The organism is Rhizobium sp. O111, from assembly GCF_055616315.1.
In genome coordinates, this window is the sequence record NZ_JBSHXL010000002.1 from 362849 (window position 1) to 385428 (window position 22580).

15 protein-coding genes are annotated in these 22580 nt (G+C 60.6%); 2 read left to right on the top strand and 13 right to left on the bottom strand.

All coding sequences use genetic code 11. The features are described 5' to 3' along the window. Positions 1-2 precede the first annotated feature (2 nt). A complete protein-coding gene (gene cyoB / locus ACVTFQ_RS21245; protein ID WP_018896980.1) occupies positions 3-2006 on the bottom strand; it encodes a cytochrome o ubiquinol oxidase subunit I in 2004 nt (667 codons plus the stop codon). A 49-nt stretch (positions 2007-2055) separates the two neighbouring features. Next, positions 2056-3192, bottom strand: a complete 1137-nt coding sequence (cyoA, locus tag ACVTFQ_RS21250) for a ubiquinol oxidase subunit II (RefSeq protein WP_112949406.1) — start codon at positions 3190-3192, stop codon at positions 2056-2058. Between the two features lie 386 nt (positions 3193-3578). Here cyoA and ACVTFQ_RS21255 point away from each other — a divergent pair, with 386 nt between their 5' ends. Next, positions 3579-4910: an MFS transporter gene (locus ACVTFQ_RS21255; protein ID WP_112949405.1), complete on the top strand. Its 1332-nt coding sequence runs from the start codon at positions 3579-3581 to the stop codon at positions 4908-4910. A gap of 83 nt (positions 4911-4993) precedes the next feature. Here ACVTFQ_RS21255 and ACVTFQ_RS21260 read toward each other — a convergent pair whose 3' ends face one another. The 10 genes from ACVTFQ_RS21260 to ACVTFQ_RS21305 form a co-directional block, all read right to left on the bottom strand. After that, positions 4994-5461 (bottom strand): cyclic nucleotide-binding domain-containing protein, encoded by a 468-nt coding sequence (locus ACVTFQ_RS21260; protein WP_018901196.1) that lies wholly within the window; start codon positions 5459-5461, stop codon positions 4994-4996. A 93-nt stretch (positions 5462-5554) separates the two neighbouring features. Next, the gene (locus ACVTFQ_RS21265; protein ID WP_112949404.1) at positions 5555-8269 is read right to left on the bottom strand and encodes an ABC transporter transmembrane domain-containing protein; all 2715 of its coding nucleotides are present in this window, start codon (positions 8267-8269) and stop codon (positions 5555-5557) included. A gap of 185 nt (positions 8270-8454) precedes the next feature. Beyond that, the gene (locus ACVTFQ_RS21270) at positions 8455-9594 is read right to left on the bottom strand and encodes a glycosyltransferase family protein (protein WP_112949403.1); all 1140 of its coding nucleotides are present in this window, start codon (positions 9592-9594) and stop codon (positions 8455-8457) included. Further along, positions 9591-10838 (bottom strand): glycosyltransferase, encoded by a 1248-nt coding sequence (locus ACVTFQ_RS21275; RefSeq protein WP_470423997.1) that lies wholly within the window; start codon positions 10836-10838, stop codon positions 9591-9593. The genes ACVTFQ_RS21270 and ACVTFQ_RS21275 overlap by 4 nt, the downstream gene beginning before the upstream one ends. Positions 10839-10849: 11 nt before the next feature. Continuing rightward, positions 10850-12058, bottom strand: a complete 1209-nt coding sequence (locus ACVTFQ_RS21280) for a glycosyltransferase family protein (RefSeq protein ID WP_047504158.1) — start codon at positions 12056-12058, stop codon at positions 10850-10852. Positions 12059-12143: 85 nt separating this feature from the next. Beyond that, positions 12144-13316 carry an ABC transporter permease gene (locus ACVTFQ_RS21285; RefSeq protein WP_162717986.1) on the bottom strand — a complete coding sequence of 391 codons (1173 nt, stop codon included), beginning with the start codon at positions 13314-13316 and terminating at the stop codon, positions 12144-12146. Then, positions 13316-14314, bottom strand: coding sequence for an ABC transporter permease (locus ACVTFQ_RS21290; protein WP_047504155.1), 999 nt, complete (start codon positions 14312-14314; stop codon positions 13316-13318). The genes ACVTFQ_RS21285 and ACVTFQ_RS21290 overlap by 1 nt, the downstream gene beginning before the upstream one ends. A gap of 3 nt (positions 14315-14317) precedes the next feature. Beyond that, on the bottom strand, positions 14318-16228 hold the full coding sequence (locus ACVTFQ_RS21295; RefSeq protein WP_112949401.1) for an ABC transporter substrate-binding protein: 1911 nt from the start codon (positions 16226-16228) through the stop codon (positions 14318-14320). Next, positions 16222-18120 (bottom strand): ABC transporter ATP-binding protein, encoded by a 1899-nt coding sequence (locus ACVTFQ_RS21300; protein ID WP_112949400.1) that lies wholly within the window; start codon positions 18118-18120, stop codon positions 16222-16224. The genes ACVTFQ_RS21295 and ACVTFQ_RS21300 overlap by 7 nt, the downstream gene beginning before the upstream one ends. Positions 18121-18268: 148 nt before the next feature. Then, entirely contained in the window at positions 18269-19612 is a 1344-nt protein-coding gene (locus ACVTFQ_RS21305; RefSeq protein ID WP_470423998.1) for an adenylate/guanylate cyclase domain-containing protein, read from the bottom strand. 429 nt (positions 19613-20041) lie between these two features. Between ACVTFQ_RS21305 and ACVTFQ_RS21310 the strand changes: the two genes are divergently transcribed. Continuing rightward, entirely contained in the window at positions 20042-21382 is a 1341-nt protein-coding gene (locus ACVTFQ_RS21310; RefSeq protein ID WP_112949398.1) for a nucleotide sugar dehydrogenase, read from the top strand. Here the strand turns inward: ACVTFQ_RS21310 and ACVTFQ_RS21315 are convergent. Then, positions 21372-22547: a DUF3095 domain-containing protein gene (locus ACVTFQ_RS21315; protein ID WP_112949397.1), complete on the bottom strand. Its 1176-nt coding sequence runs from the start codon at positions 22545-22547 to the stop codon at positions 21372-21374. The genes ACVTFQ_RS21310 and ACVTFQ_RS21315 overlap by 11 nt on opposite strands. Positions 22548-22580: the final 33 nt, after the last annotated feature.

The window sequence follows — 22580 nt, forward strand, 5'->3', positions numbered from 1 at the left end:
TCTTACACCTGCTCGGCAAGCAGCTTGGTGCGCTTGTCTTCCGTTTCCACGACTTCCTCTACGGGGATGTAGAAGTCACGCTTGTAGTTGAAGGTATGGCCGATGGTGACCACGAGCATGGCAAGCGCGGAGGCCGCGACCAGCCACCAGATGTACCAGATCATCGCGAAGCCGAAGACGACGCTCAGAGCACCGAGGATGACACCGGTACCGGTGTTCTTCGGCATGTGGATCGGCTTGAAGCCTTCCGTCGGACGGACGTGGCCGCGAGCCTTCATGTCGTACCAGCTGTCGTGGTCGTAGACGATCGGCGTCATCGCGAAGTTGTAGGCCGGAGGCGGCGACGAGGTCGACCACTCAAGCGTACGGGCACCCCACGGATCGCCGGTCGTGTCACGCAGCTCTTCGCGCTTCAGGAAGCTGACGACGAGCTGGATCAGGAACGAACCGATGCCGAGCGCGATGAGGAAGGCGCCGAAGGCAGCGATGATGAACCAGATCTGCAGCGACGGATCTTCGAACTGGGACATGCGGCGGGTTACGCCCATCAGGCCGAGAACGTAGAGCGGCATGAAGGCGAAGTAGAAGCCGACCAGCCAGAACCAGAAGGACATCTTGCCCCAGAACGGATCGAGCTTGAAGCCGAAAGCCTTCGGGAACCAGTAGGTCACGCCGGCCATCAGACCGAACACCACGCCGCCGATGATGACGTTGTGGAAGTGGGCGATGAGGAACAGCGAGTTGTGCAGCACGAAGTCGGCCGGCGGGATAGCCAGCATGACGCCGGTCATGCCGCCGATGACGAAGGTCACCATGAAGCCGATCGTCCACAGCATCGGCACTTCGTAGCGAATACGACCGCGATACATCGTGAACAGCCAGTTGAACATCTTCGCCCCTGTCGGGATGGAAATGATCATCGTGGTGATGCCGAAGAACGAGTTGACGCTTGCGCCCGAACCCATGGTGAAGAAGTGGTGCAGCCAGACGAGGTACGACAGGATGGTGATGACGACGGTGGCGTAAACCATCGACGCGTAGCCAAACAGGCGCTTGCCGGTGAAGGTGGCGACGACTTCCGAGAAGATTCCGAAGGCAGGCAGCACGAGGATGTAAACTTCCGGGTGACCCCAGATCCAGATGAGGTTCACATACATCATCGGGTTGCCACCAAGGTCGTTGGTGAAGAAGTTCGTGCCGGCGTAGCGGTCGAGCGACAGCAGCGCGAGCGTTGCGGTCAGGATCGGGAAGGAGGCGACGATCAGCACGTTGGTGCAGAGCGAGGTCCAGGTGAAGACGGGCATCTTCATCATGGTCATACCCGGCGCGCGCATCTTAACGATCGTCGCGATCAGGTTGATACCCGACAACGTCGTTCCGATACCGGCGACCTGCAGGCCCCAGATGTAATAGTCGACACCGACGCCAGGGCTATATTCGACGCCCGAGAGCGGCGGATAGGCCAGCCAGCCGGTACGTGCGAACTCGCCGATGAACAGCGACATCATGATCAACACTGCGCCGGCCGTCGTCATCCAGAACGAGAAGTTGTTCAGGAACGGGAAGGAGACGTCGCGTGCGCCGATCTGAAGCGGAACCACGAGGTTCATCAGGCCGGTGACGAACGGCATGGCCATGAAGAAGATCATGATGACGCCGTGGGCCGTGAAGACCTGGTCGTAGTGGTGAGGCGGGAAAATGCCGGGATTGCCGTTGAAGGCCATCGCCTGCTGGGTACGCATCATGAGAGCGTCGGCAAAGCCGCGCAGCAGCATGACCAGGGCAAGAATGACATACATGATGCCGATCTTCTTGTGGTCGACGCTGGTGAACCACTCTTTCCAGAGATAGGTCCAGAGTTTGAAGTAGGTGATGAGACCGAGGACCGCGATCCCGCCGACCACGACCGCGCCGAACGTGGCGACGAGAATTGGCTCGTGATAGGGGATTGCCTCGATCGTCAACCGGCCGAAGATCAACTTCAGAAGGTCAGGATTGGAAAACATGGAGTAACCCGTTCATTGGTGTCTTTTAGACGCAAAGCGCCAGGTTGAATTATTTGGTCGCAGCAGGCGCGCTCGCGTCGGACGACGGCATGGTATGGCCGTCGTGCTGCATGGTCGAACCGGACATGGTCATGCCGGGCATGTTTTCCATGTTGTCGGCGCCATGGGCGGGGGCATCGCCTGCGGCAGCTGGCTCGGGAAGGTGGATGCCGTCGATCGGCTCACCGTCGAATTTCAGCTTGTCGCGGTTCTCATGGCTTTCCTTGCCGGCGCCGCCCATCATGTCGATGTGCATCATTTCGCTCATGCACATTTTGCCAGGGGTGGCGCACATGTTCAGGATCGCGGTGTAGAGATCCTTGTCGGCAGTGGCGAAGTAGCGAACCGGCTCGCGCTCGCTCGGACGTTCGAGCTTGAGATAGGCGTCGCGGTTCAGCGCGGTGCCCTGGTTCTTGACCTGAGCCACCCAGCTTTCGAAGCCCTGCTGGTTCATGCCGTGGAACTTGAAGCGCATGTGGGAGAAGCCAGCGCCGCTATAGTTCGCGGAGAAACCGTCGTACACGCCTTCCTTGTTGATGACGGCGTGCAGCTTGGTCTGCATACCGGGCATCGCGTAGATCTGGCCAGCGAGTGCGGGGATATAGAACGAGTTCATCACTGACGACGCGGTGATCTCGAAGTTGATCGGAACGTCGACCGGAGCCGCCAGTTCGTTGACGGTTGCGATGCCCAGTTCCGGGTAGAAGAACAGCCATTTCCAGTCGAGAGCGACGACCTGGACGGTCAGGGGCTTTACGTCGGCGGGAATCGTGCGCTCCGCGTCGATGCGGTCGAGCGGACGATACGGATCGAGCTTGTGCGTGGTGATCCAGGTGATCGCACCAAGCACGATGATGATCGCGAGCGGAGCGGACCAGATGACCACTTCGAGACGCGTGGAATGATGCCATTCCGGATCATACGTGGCGGAGGTGTTCGACTGGCGGTAGCGCCAGGCGAAAAACAGCGTCAGACAAATCACCGGGATGATGATCAACAGCATCAGCAGGACTGATACGATGATCAGGTCTCGCTGTTGCATGGCGATATCGCCGGAAGGCGACATGACCACCAGGTTACATCCTGCGAGCATGAAAAACAGCGGCAGAATGACGAGATGGCGGGAAAACTTTGACAGCTTTTGCACGTCGTTATTGCTCTTTTTGTTTCGTCCGATCCGCGACTAAAGCACTATAACTTGTAGCAACATGAGGTGTTTGGTCGCAGCGCAGCAGAATTGCCGCAGTGCGGGATACGACGGAGCGCGTGCGATGTCAAAAACTTGAAGCGGCGAAAAGAGGCATTTTTTGCACGCCGCCGCATTCGTGCAACTATATATCCCAGAAAGGCCCTTCGACCACCGTTCAGGGTCTTATTTTAGCGCTCACGCGCACATTTCTTCACGCGGCGCTAATTTTCGAAGGCGGTCATAAACTATTTCTGCATTCCACCCTTGATAAGCACGACAGTTAGTTCAAAATCTTACCTGAGACGCTTTGCCGCAAGCGTCTTAACGAGGGAGGCGTTTTGAATATGGCTACTGTGACTAACTATGGTCCTTCGTCCACGTCCATGGAACGTGACGCGAGACAAATTCATGCTGATAAGCCGGTTTCGCCGGGCAGCATTGCAATCGGTGTCGTCATTGGACGCACATCCGAATTCTTTGATTTTTTCGTCTACGGGCTGGCCTCGGTGCTGGTCTTTCCGCAGCTTGTCTTTCCGTTCGCGCCGGACAGGTTGACAGCAACACTTTATTCCTTTGCGATCTTTTCGCTTGCATTCCTGGCACGTCCCGTCGGCTCGGTGGTCTTCATGACGATCGACCGCCTGTATGGCCGCGGCACCAAGCTCACCATCGCCCTTTTCCTGCTCGGAGGATCCACCGCATCCATTGCGTTCCTGCCGGGTTATAATGAGATCGGCGTCTGGTCGATTGCGCTTCTGGCGCTGTTCCGATTGGGGCAGGGTTTCGCGCTCGGGGGCGCATGGGACGGCCTGGCGTCGCTCTTGGCGCTGAACGCGCCAAAGAATCACCGCGGCTGGTACGCGATGATCCCGCAGCTCGGCGCGCCCATCGGCTTTGCGCTGGCAAGCCTGCTGTTCGGCTATTTCGTCGCCAATCTGTCGTCGGAGGACTTCCTCAGCTGGGGCTGGCGCTATCCGTTCTTCGTTGCTTTCGCCATCAACGTCGTCGCGCTCTTTGCGCGCCTTCGCCTGGTAATGACGAAGGAATTCGGCACGGCGCTGGAACAGCATGAGCTCGAAGCAGCACCCATTCGCGACGTCGTGCGCATCCATGGCCGTGACATCCTGATCGGCGCCTTCGTGCCGCTTGCAAGCTTCGCGATGTTCCACCTCGTCACCATCTTCCCGCTTGGCTGGATGAGTCTTTACGGCGATCAGCCGATCGGCGCCTTCATGCTGGTGCAGACGGTCGGCGCCATGGTGGGCATCTTGGCGATCATCGCGTCCGGCCTGATGGCTGACCGTATCGGCCGTCGCGGACAGCTTGCGGTGTGCGCAGTGCTGATCGCGATCTTCAGCTTCGTCGGTCCGATCATGCTGGGCTCGGGCTCGAATGGCCACGATGCCTTCGTGATCATCGGTTTCGGCGTTCTCGGCCTGTCTTTCGGCCAAGCCACGGGCTCGATCTCGTCGCGCTTCGGCCGGGGATATCGCTACACCGGCGCGGCGTTCACGTCCGACCTGGCCTGGCTCGTCGGCGCCGGCTTCGCGCCGCTCGTGGCACTGAGCCTGTCCAGCCGCTTCGGCCTGACCTTCGTTGGCTACTACCTGCTGTCGGGTGCCATCTGTACGCTGGCCGCCCTGGCCTTCAGCCGAGCGCTCGAGCAGCGTGACTGATTGATTGACGCAACAGAGAAAGCCCGCCTGAACTGACGTTCGGGCGGGCTTTTTGCGTTTCCGTATAGGCTGAAAGAGGTGGCCTAGTTCACCGGCTCCGGCTTCTTTGCAGCGCGGGCGGCGGTCAGTTCGGCGGTCGTGTGGTTCAGGCGGTCCGCGAGGACGCGCATGATCTCGACAGCCATCTCGGGAAAGTCGCTAAGCAGCTTCAGGAAATGCTCCTTGCTGATGCGCAGCACCTCAAGCGCCGACGTGGCGCGAACGGTTGCGGTACGGGACACGTCGCAGAGGATGGCGATCTCGCCGACGATGGAATTGGGATCAACATCGGCGACCTTGATGTCGCCAGCGGGCGAGCGAACAAGAATGTCGGCTGTTCCCGAGAGCACCACATAGGCTGCGTCGCCCGGGTCGCCTTGTCGGAACAGATCCTGACCGGCGCTATATGTCATGCGGTCCGAGGTGAAGGCCAAAAGTTTGAGCTTGGCTGGTGCAATCCGTGAAAAGATCGGCACGCGCCGCAGCATCTCGACTTCGTCTCTAAGCAGCATGAGCTTATTTCTCCCTGCGCGCTCGTGGCGCGCTTGCTAGAATGACGTGCGTCCTTTTTGGCAGGACGTCACTTTTGTAGCCCCTGTAGAATATTACGATAACAGTTCCTTGAACATCCCGTTCTGTTCGGAAAGTTCCGGAAAATTGCCGGCCTCGACTAGGCTTCCGCGGTCGAAAAGCAGGATTCGATCGAAAAGCGCGGCCAGTCTAGCGTTCGACAGAACCCAGACGATCGCCGGCCGCTCGCCCTCGTGATGCAGCTCGTTGACGAGGTTGTTGGTGATCTGATCCTGCACGCGCTGGTCCAACGCCGACAGCGGCCGGTTGAGAATGATGTAGTCGGAACGCCTGAGCAGCGTTCGTGCCAGGTTCAGCTTCTGGCGCTGAACCATCGTCAACCGCTTGCCGCCAGAGCCGACGTCGAACTCCAGCCCGATCGACAGCACATCATCGAAGAGATCGAGCGTCTCGAAGAGGCCGACCATGATCGAGCGGATACTCTCGGACGCGTCGGCACGCTGGTAGGCGATACGACCGAACAGGACGTTGTCCATCAGGCTTGCCGACGAAATAAAATGCTCGGGGTCGTAGCGCTCGATGACGGCCGCCAGATCATCCGGAATATTCTCGTGGAACTGCTTGCGCGCGCTGACGATCTTGGCCGTCAGCTCGTCGGTCAGTAGACCGAAGCGGTGGCGGGGTTCGATATAGGCGAAGCTCAACCGGATGATGGCCGAGCGTTCTTCCGGTGTGGCGTCGTCGAACTTCCGGCTGCTGAGCTTCTGCAACAGCGCCTGATAGGTCGGAATGTCGTCCGCCGTCATGAAGGTCAGCTGTTGGAAGAACGGGTGGTCCGGCGGCAGGTCGTGGAAGAGTTCGACCGCGTTCTCGGCGATTTCCAGGCCCATGGCGTAGAGGTCGTTGCTCAGTCCCGTTTCGCGGAACAGCGTCTGGAAATAGGGATGCGCCGCCAGGCGCCTGTTGTTCATGATCGGCCGTTTCATCGAGCCGAAAAGCAGGTTCTCGCCGACGGTCGCCTGCGCGTTGTAGCTATCGAAGTCGAAGGGAACGACAATGTTGCCGAGTTCCGACTGCTGCATTTTCTCGCGCAGCGCGGCGCGCAGATCGACGATATGCTCTGCAAGCTTGGTGTGGACGTGCGTGTCGACCGTCGAGCGCAGCGCGAGGTCGAGAATGTCCTCGGTGATCAGCACGGCGTCGAGAGCCGGGCGCATGGCCGTCAGGATGTCGCCCGGGCCGGTGGCGCCGGCTGCGCGATAATCCACCCAGTCGCTGTTCGGATCGAGCGTCGGGTTGCCGGCCTTGATCGCTTCGGCGGCATGCCATTTCGCTTCCTGGGCCGTCTGCTCGTCGTATTCGGGATCCTTCAGCGGCGCGTGCTTCAGGCCATAAAGAAGGTTGTCGCGCAGCGTTCCCTGGAAGAAGTAGAGATCGGACGAGGCATAGGAAATCCGACGGCCCGAAACCGATTCCGGCAGTTCCAGCAGGTCCTTTCCGTCGATGGTGATACGGCCCGAGTTGGGCCAAACCACACGGCCGAGCGCCTCGGCGAAGGCTTCCGCGCCGCTCGAATTGGGGCCGACGACAGCGACCGTCTCGTTCGGCTTGATTTCGACGGAGACGTGATCGATGAGCTTGGCGCCGCTGTCGTCGCTGACGGCAAGGTTGGTAACGATGATGGGTGCCGCCAAAGCGGCGACATCTTCGATGGCAACCTTGTGGATGCTGTCGTCGATCAACGGCTCGACATTGAACTGCTCGTAGACCTGCTGGTACTTGACCTGCACGTCCTGGCGCATCTGGTCCCAGTCGATCAGCTCCTTCAGCGGCCCCGGCAGGTCCTTGTAGGCGCTGATGACAGCCACCAGCTGCCCGATATCGAGCCGGCCCTGAAGCGCCAGATAGCCGCCGATCGCGTAGAACAGGAACGGGGTGACCTGCGCCAGGAAGTTGTTCAGGAACTTGACCAGGAACTTCCACTGATAGAGATCGTAGCGGATCGAGAAGATGAGCCCGAGCCGCGCGGCGATGTCGGCGCGTTCGAGGTTCGATGTGTCGTTGCCGTGGATCGTGCCGATGCCATCGACGATCTCGCCGACGCGGCCGGACAGCTCGCGTGCTGTCAGCTGGCGCTGGCGACCGAGTTCCAGCAAGCGCTTGCGCATACGGGGAATGACGACGGCCTGAACACCGACGATCGCAGCGGCGATCATGCCTAGCCAGAAGTTCTGCACGATGATGAAGGCGAGCGCCGTCAGTGCCTGGCCGCCAAGTAGGGCAGGCGAAACGAAGGCGTCCCCGGTGAAGCCGCCCATGGGCTCCACTTCGTCCTTGATCATGGTGGCGATTTCAGCGGACTTCACGCGCTTGAAGTGATTGGGCGGGAAACGCAGAACACGGTCGATCAGCTGAAAGCGGATACGCCGCAGCATGCGCTCGCCGAGCCGGCCCTTGTAGGTGTTGATGTAGAACTTGAAGAGACCGTTGAGCACCACGAGCGCCAGGAAAACCAGGCTGAGCGCCATCAGCATCTGCTCGCGGCCGAGCTGGATGCCCTGAAAGATCTCCACCTTTCCGATCAGCGGAAACGTGTAGGACAGATGCATGAAGGTCTGCGTGGCGCCTTCACCCTCGAAGCCGGAGCCCTGAATAGGTCCGTTAACGATCTGCTTCGGCAGGTCGAACGACAGGAAGTAGGGCACCATAGAGAGCGCGACGACCGCCAGAATCCAAAGCTGCTGCAGCCGCGTGTTCGACCAGATGTAGCGCGCGAGGCTTTTTTCCATTGCTAACCGTCGATTGTCTGGAAAATTTGAGACATCAATCCTGCACGAGAGGGCGGTGGTACCGAGAACAGGATCATGCTACCGGATCGCTCAATAAAAACAACGCGAAGAGACGTGTATTGCTGGACGCCGATTCACGCGAGAGTCTGTTTTATATCACATGATTTTCATAAAGGGCGAGAGTTTCACGCGAGCATAGCGCGAATGATTTCGGCCGTTCGTCTCGCGCCTTCAAGGTCGATATTGAGATCGGCTGTGCGACGCTTGGGAGCCGCGAGCGCTGCGCTCACTGCCGCCGCCACATGATCCGCCGTCAGCCCCTTTTCGGGCAACAACTCGGCCAATCCGAGCTTGGCAAGCCGCTCGGCCCTGACGGTCTGCTCCGTCTCTCCACCGGCCACGAACGGGATCAGGATCGGACGGCAATCGGTTCGCATGAGGTCGCCCACCGTGTTGTAGCCAGCCTGCGAAATGGAAACGCGCGCGGCACCGAGCAGCGAGGGGAAATCCTTACGGAACCGGACGAGCGTGACATTGGATGGGATCGCTTGCGATAATGTCGCGAAATCCGTCTCCGGCAGGTTCGGGCCGCTGATCAGCAGCCAGCGCAGATCGGCCGGCAGCATCGTCGCGGCTTCGCCGGCTGCATTCAGTAGATCCATCCCAACCGCGCCGCCGCCGGCGGAGGCGATGATGTCAAACGTCTCCGATGCCTGCTCAGGCGGAGGCGGCGCGACGATCCCGGTGTAGGAGACCTTGTCGGCGATATCCGCCGTCAGCGGGAATGTGTCCTCGAGGCGAACGAAATCGGGGTCGCCGTGAACGAGCACGCCGTCGAAATGCGCCTGCACAAGGCCCACGGTCTCAGCGTCGCGCCCCGCCTTGCGGTTCTCCTGCAAGATGTCGCGCACGGAGCTCAAGAGCTTCGGTCGTGGGCTCGACGCTTCGATCGCTTCGATGAGCGGCAGAAGTTCGAAGCGCATCTGCCTGCGTCCAAACGGAAAAGCCTCGATGATGACGACGTCGGGCCGCGCATTGTGAAACGCCTGAAGCAGCAGGTCGCGTCGCTGGTCGAGGAAGTCTTGGTCAACGGCAACGCCCCGTTCATCGGCGAGCCCGGAGAAGCCGGCATTGCTGGCCACCACCGGCGGCAATGCCACCGTCTTCAAGCCGGCCGCAGGAAAGCCCGCGACCGGCAGGCCGCCGGTCACGACAGTCACATCGAAGCCGTCATTCTGCAGGGCATTGGCGATGCGGCTTGCGCGCGCGATGTGGCCTATGCCGAGAAGATGCTGAACGTAGAAGAAGACCCTCGGAGCGCTCATGATGCTTTCTGCCACTCCTGTTGGAACAACTGGCTGAGCTGAACGATGCTGGCATTGTAGTCGAAATGGCTGCGCACGCGCGTCTCGGCGGCGTCGCCCAACCTTTGACGCAAGGCGGGATCGCGAATGGCTGTCTCGAGCGCCTTCGCCAGCGCTTGGGGATCGTCGGGCTCAACCAGCAGCCCATTCTCACCATCGACCAGCAGCTCGGGCACACCGGACACGGAGGTGGAAATGCAGGGCAGACGCTGGCTGGATGCCTCGACGAGAACGTTCGGCAACCCGTCGCGATCGCCATTGGCAGCGATGCGGCAGGCAAGCGCGAAGAGATCGGCGCGGCGATAGTGATCGAGTACGTCTTCCTGGGCGAGAGCGCCCTTCCAGGTGATGCGCTCGGAGAGCTTGAGTTCGCTCGCCAGCGCCTTCAGCTTCGCCAGTTCATCGCCGCCGCCGATATGCTCGAAGCGCCAGTTCAGATCGCTGGGCAGCAGCGCCATCGCGCGCATCAAGGTGTCGTAGCCCTTCTTCTCCACCGCGCGCCCGACGCTGAGCAGAAAGACGGGCTTCGTCGGGTCGCTGCCATCCTGGCCGGATCGCTCGCCTGCGAAATGGCCGAAGCGCGCGAGATCGAGGCCGTGATAGCTTAGATGCACCGCGTCCTTGCGGGATGTCAGCGTGCGCATGTGCTGGTAGCCATTGCGGGTGCAGGTTACCGCCCAGCGGGCGCTGGAAAGCTTTTCCGTCAGCTCCCAGTCGGGCGATGTCCAGATGTCCTTGGCATGGGCCGAGCAGGTCCACGGCACGCCGGTCAAAAGGCTCGCATATTCGGTGACCGAGGCCGGCGTGTGGATGAAGTGCGCGTGCAGCCACTCTCCGCCGTCGGGCCATTCATGGGCGAGCACCATTGCCTGGCCGAGCCGGCGAAAGCGATTGCGCGAGATATCACGCGGCAGGTCCTTTAAAAAACGCTTCATCAGTGCGCCGAAGCCCGGCTTCCTGAAGCTGGCAAACAGCCCCTTCATCACCCTGAGCGGCTCTTCGTGGAGATATTCCGGCAGGTAGACGACGCGGGCCTTGATCTCGTCATGGACGGGATGGCGCTTCTTGTCAGTCGGGCGGCGCATGGAGATCAAGGTCAGGTCGAAACCGGCCTTTTCAAGCCCCAGCAATTCCTGCGCGATGAAGGTTTCCGAAAGGCGCGGATAGCCCTTCAGGACGACAAGCAATTTCCGGCGTGGCGGCAATGATGCGACTTTCACTCGGCGCCGACGACGGAAAGGTGGCGGCCACGGTTGTCGAGCCAGCTGCCGACTGTCTCGGAGATATGGTTGAGGCCCTCAAGCCGCATGTTGGATCCGCTCATTGAGGGCGGCTGGCGGTGTGGCAGGCGCTTCAGCGCGTCTGCCATGACGGCGGCGTCGGCCGATGCTTCCGGCAGAAGCATTTCGACGAGCCCAAGGTCGCTGGCGCGCTGCGCGCGCAACAACTGCTCTTCGCGCGGCTTGACGCGGGGCACGATCAGCGCCGGCTTGTCGAAGGAGAGGATTTCGCAATAGGTGTTGTAGCCGCCCATCGCCACCACGCCAGCGGCGCCGGCGATCAGCTCTTCCATGTTGTTGTCGAACTCGATCACCTGGATATAGGGGATCTTCGATCCCTTCTGCACCAGCGTCGTTCGTTCGGCCGCAGGCATATAGGGACCGAGCACGACCAGCGCCTTTTGCTGCAGGGTCGGGTCCTGCTCATAGGCATTCATCACGTCGTGGACCAGATCGGAGCCATCGCCGCCGCCGCCTGTCGTGACGAGAATATAATCGTCGCTGCGGGCATTGATCGAGGTCTTGTTGGCCGAAACGCTGCGCTGCAGGAAGCCGACGAAGTCCATCTTGCGCCGAACACTGGCGGGCACATCGAGGCCGACAAGCGGGTCATAGAAATCAGGCGGGCCATAGACCCAGATCGAATCGTAATACTGATCGATCTTCTGCATCACGCCGTTCTTCTTCCACTCGGCGTCGAGCAGGTGAGGGGCGTCCATGATCTCGCGGAGGCCGAGCACCAGTGTCGTGCCGCGCGCCTTCAGATAGTTGAGCGTCTCCTCGACCTCGCCCTTCAGCCCCATCGGCTCCTTGTCGACGATGAAGATGTCGGGTTGGAACGTCTCGGCCGTGTGGCGGATGATCGATTCACGCATCTTCAGCGTATCCTGAAGATCGATATGGCTTGCCATCGACGTGTATTCGCCGTTGCGCAGCTTGATGACGCTCGGGACCTTTACGAAGTCGACGCGGGCGCGATAGTCGAAGGCACCGGCGATCGTCGCGCCTGAGATGATCAGGATGTTCAGGCCGCGATAATCCTCGACCAGGGCATGCGCGATGGTGCGACAGCGGCGCAGATGGCCGAGCCCGAACGTGTCGTGGCTATACATGAGGATGCGTGCGTCTTCCAGGCGCCGGGCCATGGACATTCCTTCCGGGCTATACATCATCTAGCACCGCCGCTTTCAACGACGCTTGCGACGGATCACGGTGGATCGCCGCAGGCCGTTATTTGTAGGGATCAGCCGCATCGCGCAACCCGTCTCCCAGAAAGTTGAACGCCAAAATCACCAAGACCACAGGTATAATCGGGAAAAGCAACCACGGATAGAACGCAATAACACTTACGCTCTTGGCTTCCGTCAGCAGAATGCCCCAGCTGGTTATCGGCGGACGCAGGCCAAGCCCGAGGAAGCTCAGCGCGGTCTCGCCCAGGATCATGCTCGGAATGGAAATTGTTGCCGAGGCGATCAGGTGCGACATGAAGCCCGGCACGAGATGCCGCCCTATCACGCGCGAAGTGCTGGCGCCCATCAGCTGCGCAGCCTGCACATAATCCTCCTCACGCAATGCCAGCAGCTTGGAGCGCACGGCGCGCGCCAGACCGGTCCAGTCGATAATGCCGAGAATGATGGTGATGCCGAAATAGATGACAAGCGGGCTCCACGTCACCGGCATGATCGCCGCCAGCGCCATCCACAGCGGCAGGCTCGGGAGAGATTGCAGCACTTCGATCAGGCGTTGCACGATCAGGTCGAACACGCCGCCACGATAGCCCGCAAGGCCGCCGATGACGATGCCAAGGCAGAAGCTGATCGAGATACCGATCAGGCCGATCGTCAGCGATATGCGAGCGCCGTAGAGAATGCGCGAAAGCACGTCGCGCCCCAGCCGGTCGGTCCCGAGCAGAAACATCTGTCCGCCCTCGGCAGGGCAGACCATATGCAGGTTCGAATCGAACACGCCCCAGAACTTGTAGGCGTCGCCGCGGCAGAAGAAGCGGATCGGCTGCACATCATCTGGCTTGTCGCTGTAGAGCCGGTGCAGCGTGTCCATATCCAGCGACATGGTGCGGCCATAGACGAACGGGCCGACGAACTTGCCGTCATTGAAAAAGTGCACACGCTGCGGCGGAGAGTGGATGAAATCGACGTTCTTGGTGTGCAGCCCGTAGGGCGCCACGAATTCCACGACGATGATCATCAGGTAGACGGCGATCAGGAATACCGCCGAGGCCAGCGCCAGGCGGTGCTGCTTGAACTTCCACCACATCAGCTGCTTTTGCGAAGCCAGGTGGATGCGCGATTGCGCCGCCGTCATGGTTTCGGTCGCCATCGGATCGAACGGCGCGGTCGAGACATAGTGCGGCATCGGTGCGCCGGGTGGGGGCAAGGGCGACATTATTTGGTGCTCCTGCCTTGGAGGCGAATACGCGGGTCGAGGAAGCCGAGGGCGATGTCCGATATCAGCACGCCGATGACATTCAGGAAGGCCAGAAACATCAGGAACGAGCCGGCGAGATACATGTCCTGGCTCTGCAGCGCCTTGATCAGCATCGGGCCGGTGGTCTCAAGCGACAGCACGATCGCGACAATTTCCGCGCCCGATATGATCGAAGGCAGGATCGAGCCGATATCGGCGACGAAGAAGTTCAGCGCCATGCGCAGCGGATATTTGAGCAGTGCGCGCAATGGATGAAGACCCTTGGCGCGCGCAGTCACCACATATTGCTTCTGCATCTCATCGAGCAGATTGGCGCGCAGCCGCCGGATCATGCCTGCGGTGCCCGCTGTGCCGACGATGATCACGGGGATCCACAGATGCGAGAGGATCGATCTCGCCTTTTCCCAGCTCATCGGCTCTGCGAGATATTTCTGGTCCATCAAGTGGCCAATCGAAACCCCGAACCAGATGTTGGCGAAATACATGAGGATCAACGCCAGCATGAAGTTCGGAATGGCGATGCCGAGCAGGCCGAACAGCGTCAGGCCGTAATCGCCCCAGCTATACTGATGGGTCGCGGAATAGATGCCGATCGGAAAGGCGATCAGCCAGGTCAAAAGGATAGTCGCGAAAGAGACCAGAATGGTCAACCACAGCCGGTCGCCCACCACTTCGGAGACCGGGAGCTGGTATTCGAACGAATAGCCGAAGTCGCCATGCAGCATGCCGCCGACCCAGTAGAAATAGCGGACCACGGCCGGCTTGTCGAAACCGTACTGTTTCCTGAGTTCCTCGATCTCCTGCAGGTTGGCGTTCTCGCCCTGCGCGCGCAATTCGGCGATCTGGCTTTCGAAGAAGTCGCCAGGTGGCAGTTCGATGATGGTGAAGACCAGCGCCGAGATGATGAACAGCGTGGGCACCATGGCGGCGATGCGCCAGAGGATATATCTCAACATCGCTCAGGCCTCCTTGAACCAGAAGGTGTCGGGCATGTAGATGCCGAGATAGGATGTCGGGTCAAAGCCATAGAGGCCCTGCTCCGGCACGTTTTGCAATTTCGCCGATTTCAGAATGGGTTGCAGCGTGCTGTTGATCAATCCGATCGAGAAGACCTGCTGCGTGTAGAGCGACAGCATCTGGTGCCAGATCGCCTGGCGCTCCTCGAAATGAGAGGTCGCGCCCCAATGGCTGAGCAAGCTGACGAGCTGCTCGGCCTCCGGCAGATCAGGCGCGGTTCCAGCCTGTCCGGCGGACAGATGATACATGCCCCAGAGAGGCCATTGCAGCTGGTCGTCCATGGTCGGCGCCAGCTGGCTCGGCGACATGTCGGCGGTCGCCACACCGTTGTCGATGCCGAACCAGATCGACATCATGATGCGTCCGCTCATGGCGCGGTCACGGAAGACGTCGCGTTGCGAGGTGCGGGTGTAAAGCGCAATGCCCACTTCGCGCCAGTGATCGCGCACCAGTTCGAGCACGTCGGTATCGAGATTGCTCTCGCCGGCCGTTTCCACCGTGATCTCGGCGCGGCGCCCGTCGGGCAGCAGGCGGATGTCTTCGCTGTCGCGCTGGGTCAGCCCCAGTTCGTCGAGCAGGCGGTTGGCTTCATCAGGATCATGGGCGATGAAGGCGTCGGCATATTCCTGCTTGAACAGCGGGCTATCCGGCAGAACGGTGTCTGCGCTCGGTTTGCCGAGGCCGTAGAACGCCACCATGTTGATCTCGTGCCTGTCGACCGCGAGCGAAAGCGCGCGCCGGAAGCTCGTCTCGCGGAAAAGCTTGCGCCAGACGTCGTCGGCGCAGTTGAGGTTTGGCAGCAAGGCCACTCGCGAGCCACGCACCTGCTTCCAGAGATTGACCTTCACGGGGAAGCGCTTTTCCGCATCCTTGAGATAGGTGTAATCGTTGAAGTCTACGCCGGTGGCCTGCAGGTCGGATTCACCCGCGCCCGCCTTGGCGGCGATGATCGAGGACGAGCTGACACCCATGATGAACCGGTCGATGTAAGGCAGCTGCACGCCGTTCTCATCGATCCGATGGAAGAACGGATTGCGCACGAAGACGAACTGCTCGGCCGGCGGCGGCGTGGTGTTGACCCAGGGATCGAGCGACGGCAGATCGGGGTTTTCAGGGCGAGAAGCGCGCGACATCTTGATGTGCAGATCGGCCCATTTCTTGACCCGGTTCTGCTTCATCAGCGCCGAAAGACGAAAGTCGTCCTGATACTTCTTGTGGAATTGCTTCAGATAATGCCCCGGCCCGTAGATGACCAGCGGCAGCGGGCCGGCAAGCGCCGGCATGAAGTTCGGGTTCGGCCGATCCCAGGTGTAGCGCACGGTGACGGGGTCGAGCACCTCGAAGCGCGGCAGGTTTCCGTGTGGACGAAGCTCCAGCGCGCCGCCTCCCGGCGTCAAGTCCTTGTTGAGAATGACGTCTTCCCACCAATAGCGGAAATCATCCACCGTAAACGGCGATCCGTCGGACCAGCGATGTCCCTCGCGCAAATGGAAGGTGAAGACGGAGTCGTTTTCCGAGGTGAAGCCCATCAGGATGTCGGGCTGGAACTGGAGCTTGGTGTCGTAGCCGATCAGCCTGGAATAGCCGTAGACCGTCATGTAGCGGATGTCTTTCGCGCTGCCGATGATGGTGCGCACGGTGCCGCCATAGACGCCGGGCTGCCGCCCGGTGGCCTTCATGTTGATGATCCTCGGATGGGTCGGCAGGCGCTCCACCATCGGCGGGATGCGATCTGCACGCAGCCAGTCGCGCAGGAATTCGGGCTCGATATCCCGATCTTCCACTGCTTTCGCCAGTGATGGCGAAATCGCCGCGCCAACCAATCCGCCGATGAAACCACGACGCGTTACCATGCGCGCAACTCCCTAGCATCGGCGCCTTTTCGCGCGCGCACGAAATGCCCGTTGCCGAGATCGGCATAGTCGAGTTCCGATGCGTCGTCATGTTCGGCGGTAAAGGTCACGCCCCAATTCTGCTTGTCGGCAGCGCCGTTCTTGCGCAACGCCTCGAAGTCGAGGGGACGGTCGAGATCGGGGAAGGGGACAGCTGCCAGGAGCGATTTGGTGTAGGGGTGGACGGGATCGCGCAGGATGATCTCACGCGGCGCGATCTCGACAATGCGGCCCTTGCACATGACCGCAATGCGATCGGCCATGTAATCGACCACGGCCAGATTGTGCGAAATGAACAGATAGGTCAGCCCCAGTTCCTTCTGGAGATCCTTCAGGAGATTGAGGATCTGCGCCTGCACCGAAACGTCGAGTGCCGAGACGGGCTCGTCGAGAATGATGAGCTTCGGCCCGAGTGCCAGAGCGCGCGCGATCCCGATGCGCTGGCGCTGGCCGCCGGAGAAGCTGTGCGGGTAGCGGTTGAGATAGCGCTTATCCAGCCCAATCGCGCCCATCAGCGCTTCGACCTTGCGATTGCGTTCCGCGCTGTCGCCGCGGTCGTGGATCTCGAGCGGCTCGCTGAGGATATTGCGAACGGTCATGCGTGGAGACAGCGACGACACTGGGTCCTGGAAGACCATCTGGATATTGGTGCGCAGCTCCTGCAGATCGTCGCCGGTGACGGACAGGACATCGACGACATCTTTGCCGTCGTTGAAGATTACCGAGCCGCTATCCGGCGACATCGCCCGCATGAGGATTTTGCTGACGGTGGTCTTGCCGCAGCCGGATTCACCGACGAGGCCGAGGCATTCGCCGCGACGAATATCAAAGCTGACATCGTCGACCGCGCGAACGCCCGCGTGATCGCGCATGCCGAACAGGCCGCGGTTGCGTGTCTTGAAGGTCTTGGTCAGATTGTTGACCGACAGCAACACTTCCGGTCCCTCGGCCGCCACCTTGGCCTTTTTCTTGCCGACGAGGGATTCGAGATTGACTGGAACGTCGCGCAGCGCCTTCAGCCGCTCGCCTTCCTTCATGTCGAAGTGCGGAACGGCCGCCATCAGGCCCTTGAGATAGGGGTGCTGCGGATTACGGAAGATCGATTCCACCGGCCCGGCTTCCATGATCTCGCCATGGTAGATCACCACGACTTCGTCGGCCATGTTGGCGACGACCCCGAGATCATGGGTGATCAACAACATCGCCATGCCGAGCTTGTGCTGCAGATCGCGCAGCAGTTCGAGGATCTGCGCCTGGATCGTCACGTCGAGCGCGGTGGTCGGCTCGTCAGCGATCAACAGGGCAGGGTTGCAGATGAGCGCCATGGCGATCATGGCGCGCTGGCGCATGCCGCCCGAGAGCTCGAAGGGGTACATGTCGAACGTGCGCTTCGGGTTGGCGAAACCGACAAGGCCGAGCATCTCCTCTGTCTTCTGCCGCGCTTCCTTCTTCGTTGCGTCCGTATGGATCAGCAGCGACTCGCTGATCTGGTTGCCAACCGTGTGCAGCGGCGACAGCGATGTCATCGGCTCCTGGAAAATGGTCGCCATGCGGCGCCCGCGCAGATCGCGCATCTCTTCGCTGTCACGCGAATATTTCAGGATATCGGTGGCTTTCCCATCAAGAGGGTCGGTGAAGAGAATGCTTCCCGACGCTTGCGCGGGGTTGGGCAGGATACCCATGATGCTCTGGCTGATGACCGACTTGCCCGAACCGGACTCGCCAACCAGCGCCGTCACTTTGCCGGGCAAAATGCGCAAATTCGCGTTCTTTACGACACGCAGTTTGTCGCCGAAAACCGAGAATGAGATATCCAGATTTTCGATGCGCAGCAGATCGGACGCGGACGCCATACCAATGAAATTCCCCAGTTTTCTTCGTTCCCGTTACGAAGACACTAGCGTACGGCAATCAGGGTGTCCAGTTGATGACGAACACATTGAAATTGGGGGCATTTCAGCATTTTTATCCGGCCATCCACAGACGGTTTGGGCGGAGCGGTTACTGCATGAACTTGTCGGCCGTTGGCGCCTTGGCGTGCTTGCGCGCATCGCGGTGCAGGAGGATGACCTGCTCTGCCTCCGACAGGGCGTCCTGGGGCACGTCGTGGAAGCTCTGCTCGGTATGCGGATGCGGGGCCGGCGCATGCGGCTGCAGCACCGTGATCTTCTGGCGCACGCCGCGCAGCTTTTCCTCGCCCAGCGTCGTCCATTCGCCACCGCAATAGCCGGCGAAGGCCTGGCTCGCGACGACCTCTCGCGAATATTTCTTGGTCAGCGATTGCAACCTCTGGACTTCATTGACGGCGGAACCAAAGGCCGAAAATGTCAGCCTGTCCTTCAAGCCGACATTGCCGAACATGACGTTACCCACATGCAGGCCGATGCCGTAGGCAATCTTGCCGAGGCCATTGGCCTGTCGCTCGCTGTTAAGCTCGGCCACCCGTGATTGCGCCTGGTGAACGGCAGACAAGGCCGACTGACAGGCGATCTTCGACGGGTCCTTGTGGCGGCCGCAGGGGTAGACGGCCAGGAAGCCATCGCCGATGAAGCTCAGGATCTCGCCACCATTGCGGTTGAAAGGTGCCGCGATCGCATCGAAGAACTGGTTCAGCGTATCGATGTAATTCTGGCGGCCTTCCTTCTCGGCATAGACCGTCGACTGGCGCATATCGCCCATCACGAGCGCTGCACGGATGGTTTCGCCATCTCCGCGGCGGATCTGGCCGTTCAAGACGCGCTTTCCCGCATCGCCGCCGAGATAGGTCGTCAGCATGTTGTTGGCGAGCTTGCCGAGCACCGCCATCTTGGCGGCAACGGCGAGGTGGTTCTGCATGCGTAACAGGGCGTCGATCATGTCGTCGGAAAAGCCGGAGTGGCTGTCGGTCGACCACGAACCCATCATGCCCTGCACAGAGCCATCGCCGAAAGGCTGCACGAAGGCGAGATAGTCGGTGACCCGCTCGGCGCGCAGATCGGCGAACACGGGAAACTCCACCGGCCCATCGGCCGGGATGTGGCGTCGTATATGCTGCAAATTGTTGTCGAGGAGATAATAGTAAGGGCTCTGCAGGAAGCGATCAGGCTTCTGCCCCGCCGCATGGCGATACCCTTCGATCGTCACGCCGCTTGCCCTGCGCCAGGTGAAGCTCAGCGCATCGTACAGGGGATGCAGCATCGAGAAAGTCAGGTGAACGCGCGCGATCGGAAGGCCTGCAGCCCCGATGCGCTCGCAGAAACCGCGGACGATGTTTTCGAGATCGTCGCCGGCAAGCGACGAATTCGTCAGCCACTCGGCAACACGGTCCAGTAGAATTGAAGAAACCCGAGTATCGATCGCGCCCATGCCTGCCAATATCCTCATAAGGCGCGTCACCCCCGAAAAAACGTCGGATAATCGTCCAGCCACACCATGTGCGCCAGGCGAAATGAGGATGAACGAGCAGTATTATTGTGTCAACGATCCGCCACAGCGGCGGAGGTACCTGTCAGGCCACAGGTGAATGCGGCCTGATAAGCTGCCTTTTGATGGTTGGTTATACACTCTAGATAGGTCCGCGATCCGCACGAGACAATGGGCGCGGACCAAATTCCGCTGCTCGGTCAAATGTCTGCGGGAGGCCGAGTCATTTTAGCAACACCGCGACGAACGCCCTGCCAGATGACACCGCGTGTTCACGTTCGCGTCAGTTGTCCAATATGCCGTTTGGCGGGTTTAATTCGCCGCGATCTTACACTAGATCAGAGTTCCTTTCTGTTTCAGGCGAGACCCGCTTTGCAAAGCACCTCTGTATTCGACGATCTTTCCAACAAGATCGAGACCCGCACGGCACGCGCCGGCATCATCGGCCTCGGCTATGTCGGCTTGCCGCTCGCCATGGCGATCGCCCGTAGCGGCTTCGCGGTCACCGGCTTCGATGTCGATCCGAAGAAGATCGTCGCCATCGATGCGCGCAGCTCCTATATCGATGCGGTCACCAGCGCCGATCTGCAGGCTCAGATCGATGCTGGGCGATTTACGGCGACCACAGAGTTTGCCGGCCTTGCCGATTGCGACGTCATCATCATCTGCGTGCCGACGCCGCTCACCAAGCATCGCGATCCGGACTTGTCCTTCGTCGAAGCGACGTCGCGGACGATCGCCGAGCATCTCCGCAAGGGCCAGCTCGTCGTGCTGGAATCGACGACATACCCTGGAACGACTGATGATGTTGTGAAGGTCATCCTTGAGAAAACCGGCCTGAAATCCGGAACCGACTTCTTCGTCGGCTTCTCGCCGGAACGCGAGGACCCCGGCAATCAGCATTTCAATACGGCCACGATCCCCAAGGTCGTCGCCGGCGACGGCGCTGAGGCTCTGTCGTTGATGTCCGCTTTCTATGGCGCTGCCGTGAAGACGGTGGTTCCGGTGTCGTCGAATGCGACCGCCGAAGCCGTCAAGCTGACGGAAAACATCTTCCGGTCGGTCAATATCGCGCTCGTCAACGAGCTGAAGACGGTCTACGCGGCCATGGGCATCGATGTCTGGGAAGTGATCGATGCGGCCAAGACCAAACCGTTCGGCTACATGCCGTTCTATCCCGGACCGGGGCTGGGTGGACACTGCATCCCGATCGATCCCTTCTACCTCACCTGGAAGTCACGCGAATACGAACTTCCCACCCGTTTCATCGAGCTCGCCGGCGAGATCAACTCGGCGATGCCGCGCTATGTGGTCGGCAAGCTCGCGGAAGCGCTGGATATCCGCGTCGGCAAGGCGCTCAGCCGCTCGCGCGTTCTGATGATCGGCCTCGCCTACAAGAAGAACGTCGCGGATATTCGCGAAAGCCCGTCCTTGCGGCTGATCGAGGTGATCGAGGAACGTGGTGGCCGCGCGGATTATCACGATCCGCATGTGCCAGAAATCCCGTCCACGCGTGAGTATCAGGCGCTGAAGGGGCGGAAGTCGATAGAGCTTACCGATGAGGTGCTTGCAGGCTATGACGCGATCCTGATCGCGACGGATCACGATGGCGTCGACTACAAGCGTCTTGCCGAAAGCGGCGCGCTGATCGTCGACACGCGCAACGTCTTTGCGCGGCTGGGGATTGCCGCCGAGACCATCGTCAAGGCGTGACTTCGTCGATCGACAGCGTCTTGCCGGTCATCTGGCTGGCGGCGACAGCATAGCCGCCGCTTGCTCCATCGATGAAATGCATATGATCGCGCGATAGCGGCGTCGGCACGAAGCAGGTCATCAGTGCCGATGTCTGGCTGTGCAGGCCATAGCGCGCGATGCCATCGGCTTGCGCCTTCTCCAGCAGCGCCCGGATCAAACCAAGGCGATGCGCATCGATGTCGAGCGTCATCTTCAGGCCATCATCGAATTTGCGAAAGTCGGAATTGCCGGCGACGTCGCGCTTGTAGAGCCGGGCGTCGAAGTTCCCGAACTTCAGGTTCAGCTTGTGCAAGATTACGGTGAGCGCGATCTGCAGCATGATGATCATGCGCTGCCGCAGCCGCCCCGTATGCGGCGCCGTCGCCCGGACCTCGCGGTTGATGCCTTTCAACGAAAAGCCAAGCGCCGGCCCGTCGGCCGGTACCGGATGCGCGTCGCGGCTCTGTTCGGCGGAAATGGCGACCACGTCGCTAACCAGCTGCCTGAATTCCGGCGTCACACCACGGTCGCCCGGCACCGCGATGATCGAGGCGATTTCGCCATTGCGGGATTCGATCGGGTTCCAGCGACAGGAAAGGCCGGTCAGATCCGGGCGCGTGCCCGTCGGTGCCGGCTCGATGGCGTATCGCCCTTCCTTCATCTGCCTCTCGGCCCAGTTGCCGCCACCGCCCGCAAACATCGCGTAGCTGACGAATGGGCTCGCCGAATAGCGTGCGACGCGCACGTCCAATCCCTCGCGCCTGATGTCGCTGAGCGGCACCAGGGCAATGCGCAGTGTCAGCTGCAGATCTTCCTCGGCCCATCGCTGCGCGGCGGCAAGCGCTTCACGCGCCGCCGTTTCCATCGAGCCGGGCAGGGCGACGATTGCGCCGTCGCCGCCGAAAACGAAGGGATAGTCGCCCTTGCCGAGCGCGTTGAGCACGGCGGAGATGACGCTCGCGCCGGCCATGTTCACGTCCTTGTAGCGACCATCCATGATCGCCTGCGTCGACCCGACGATATCGGCAAGCGCCAACACCCAATCATCGGGCAGGCGGCGATAATTGTTCGTATCTGTCACGCCTTCGAATTGATCGAAGACCGGCACGCTGGCGAAGAAGCTGTCATCGGAAATGTCGTTCATAAGAGAGTTAGAACAGACAGGCCGATCTGCGGC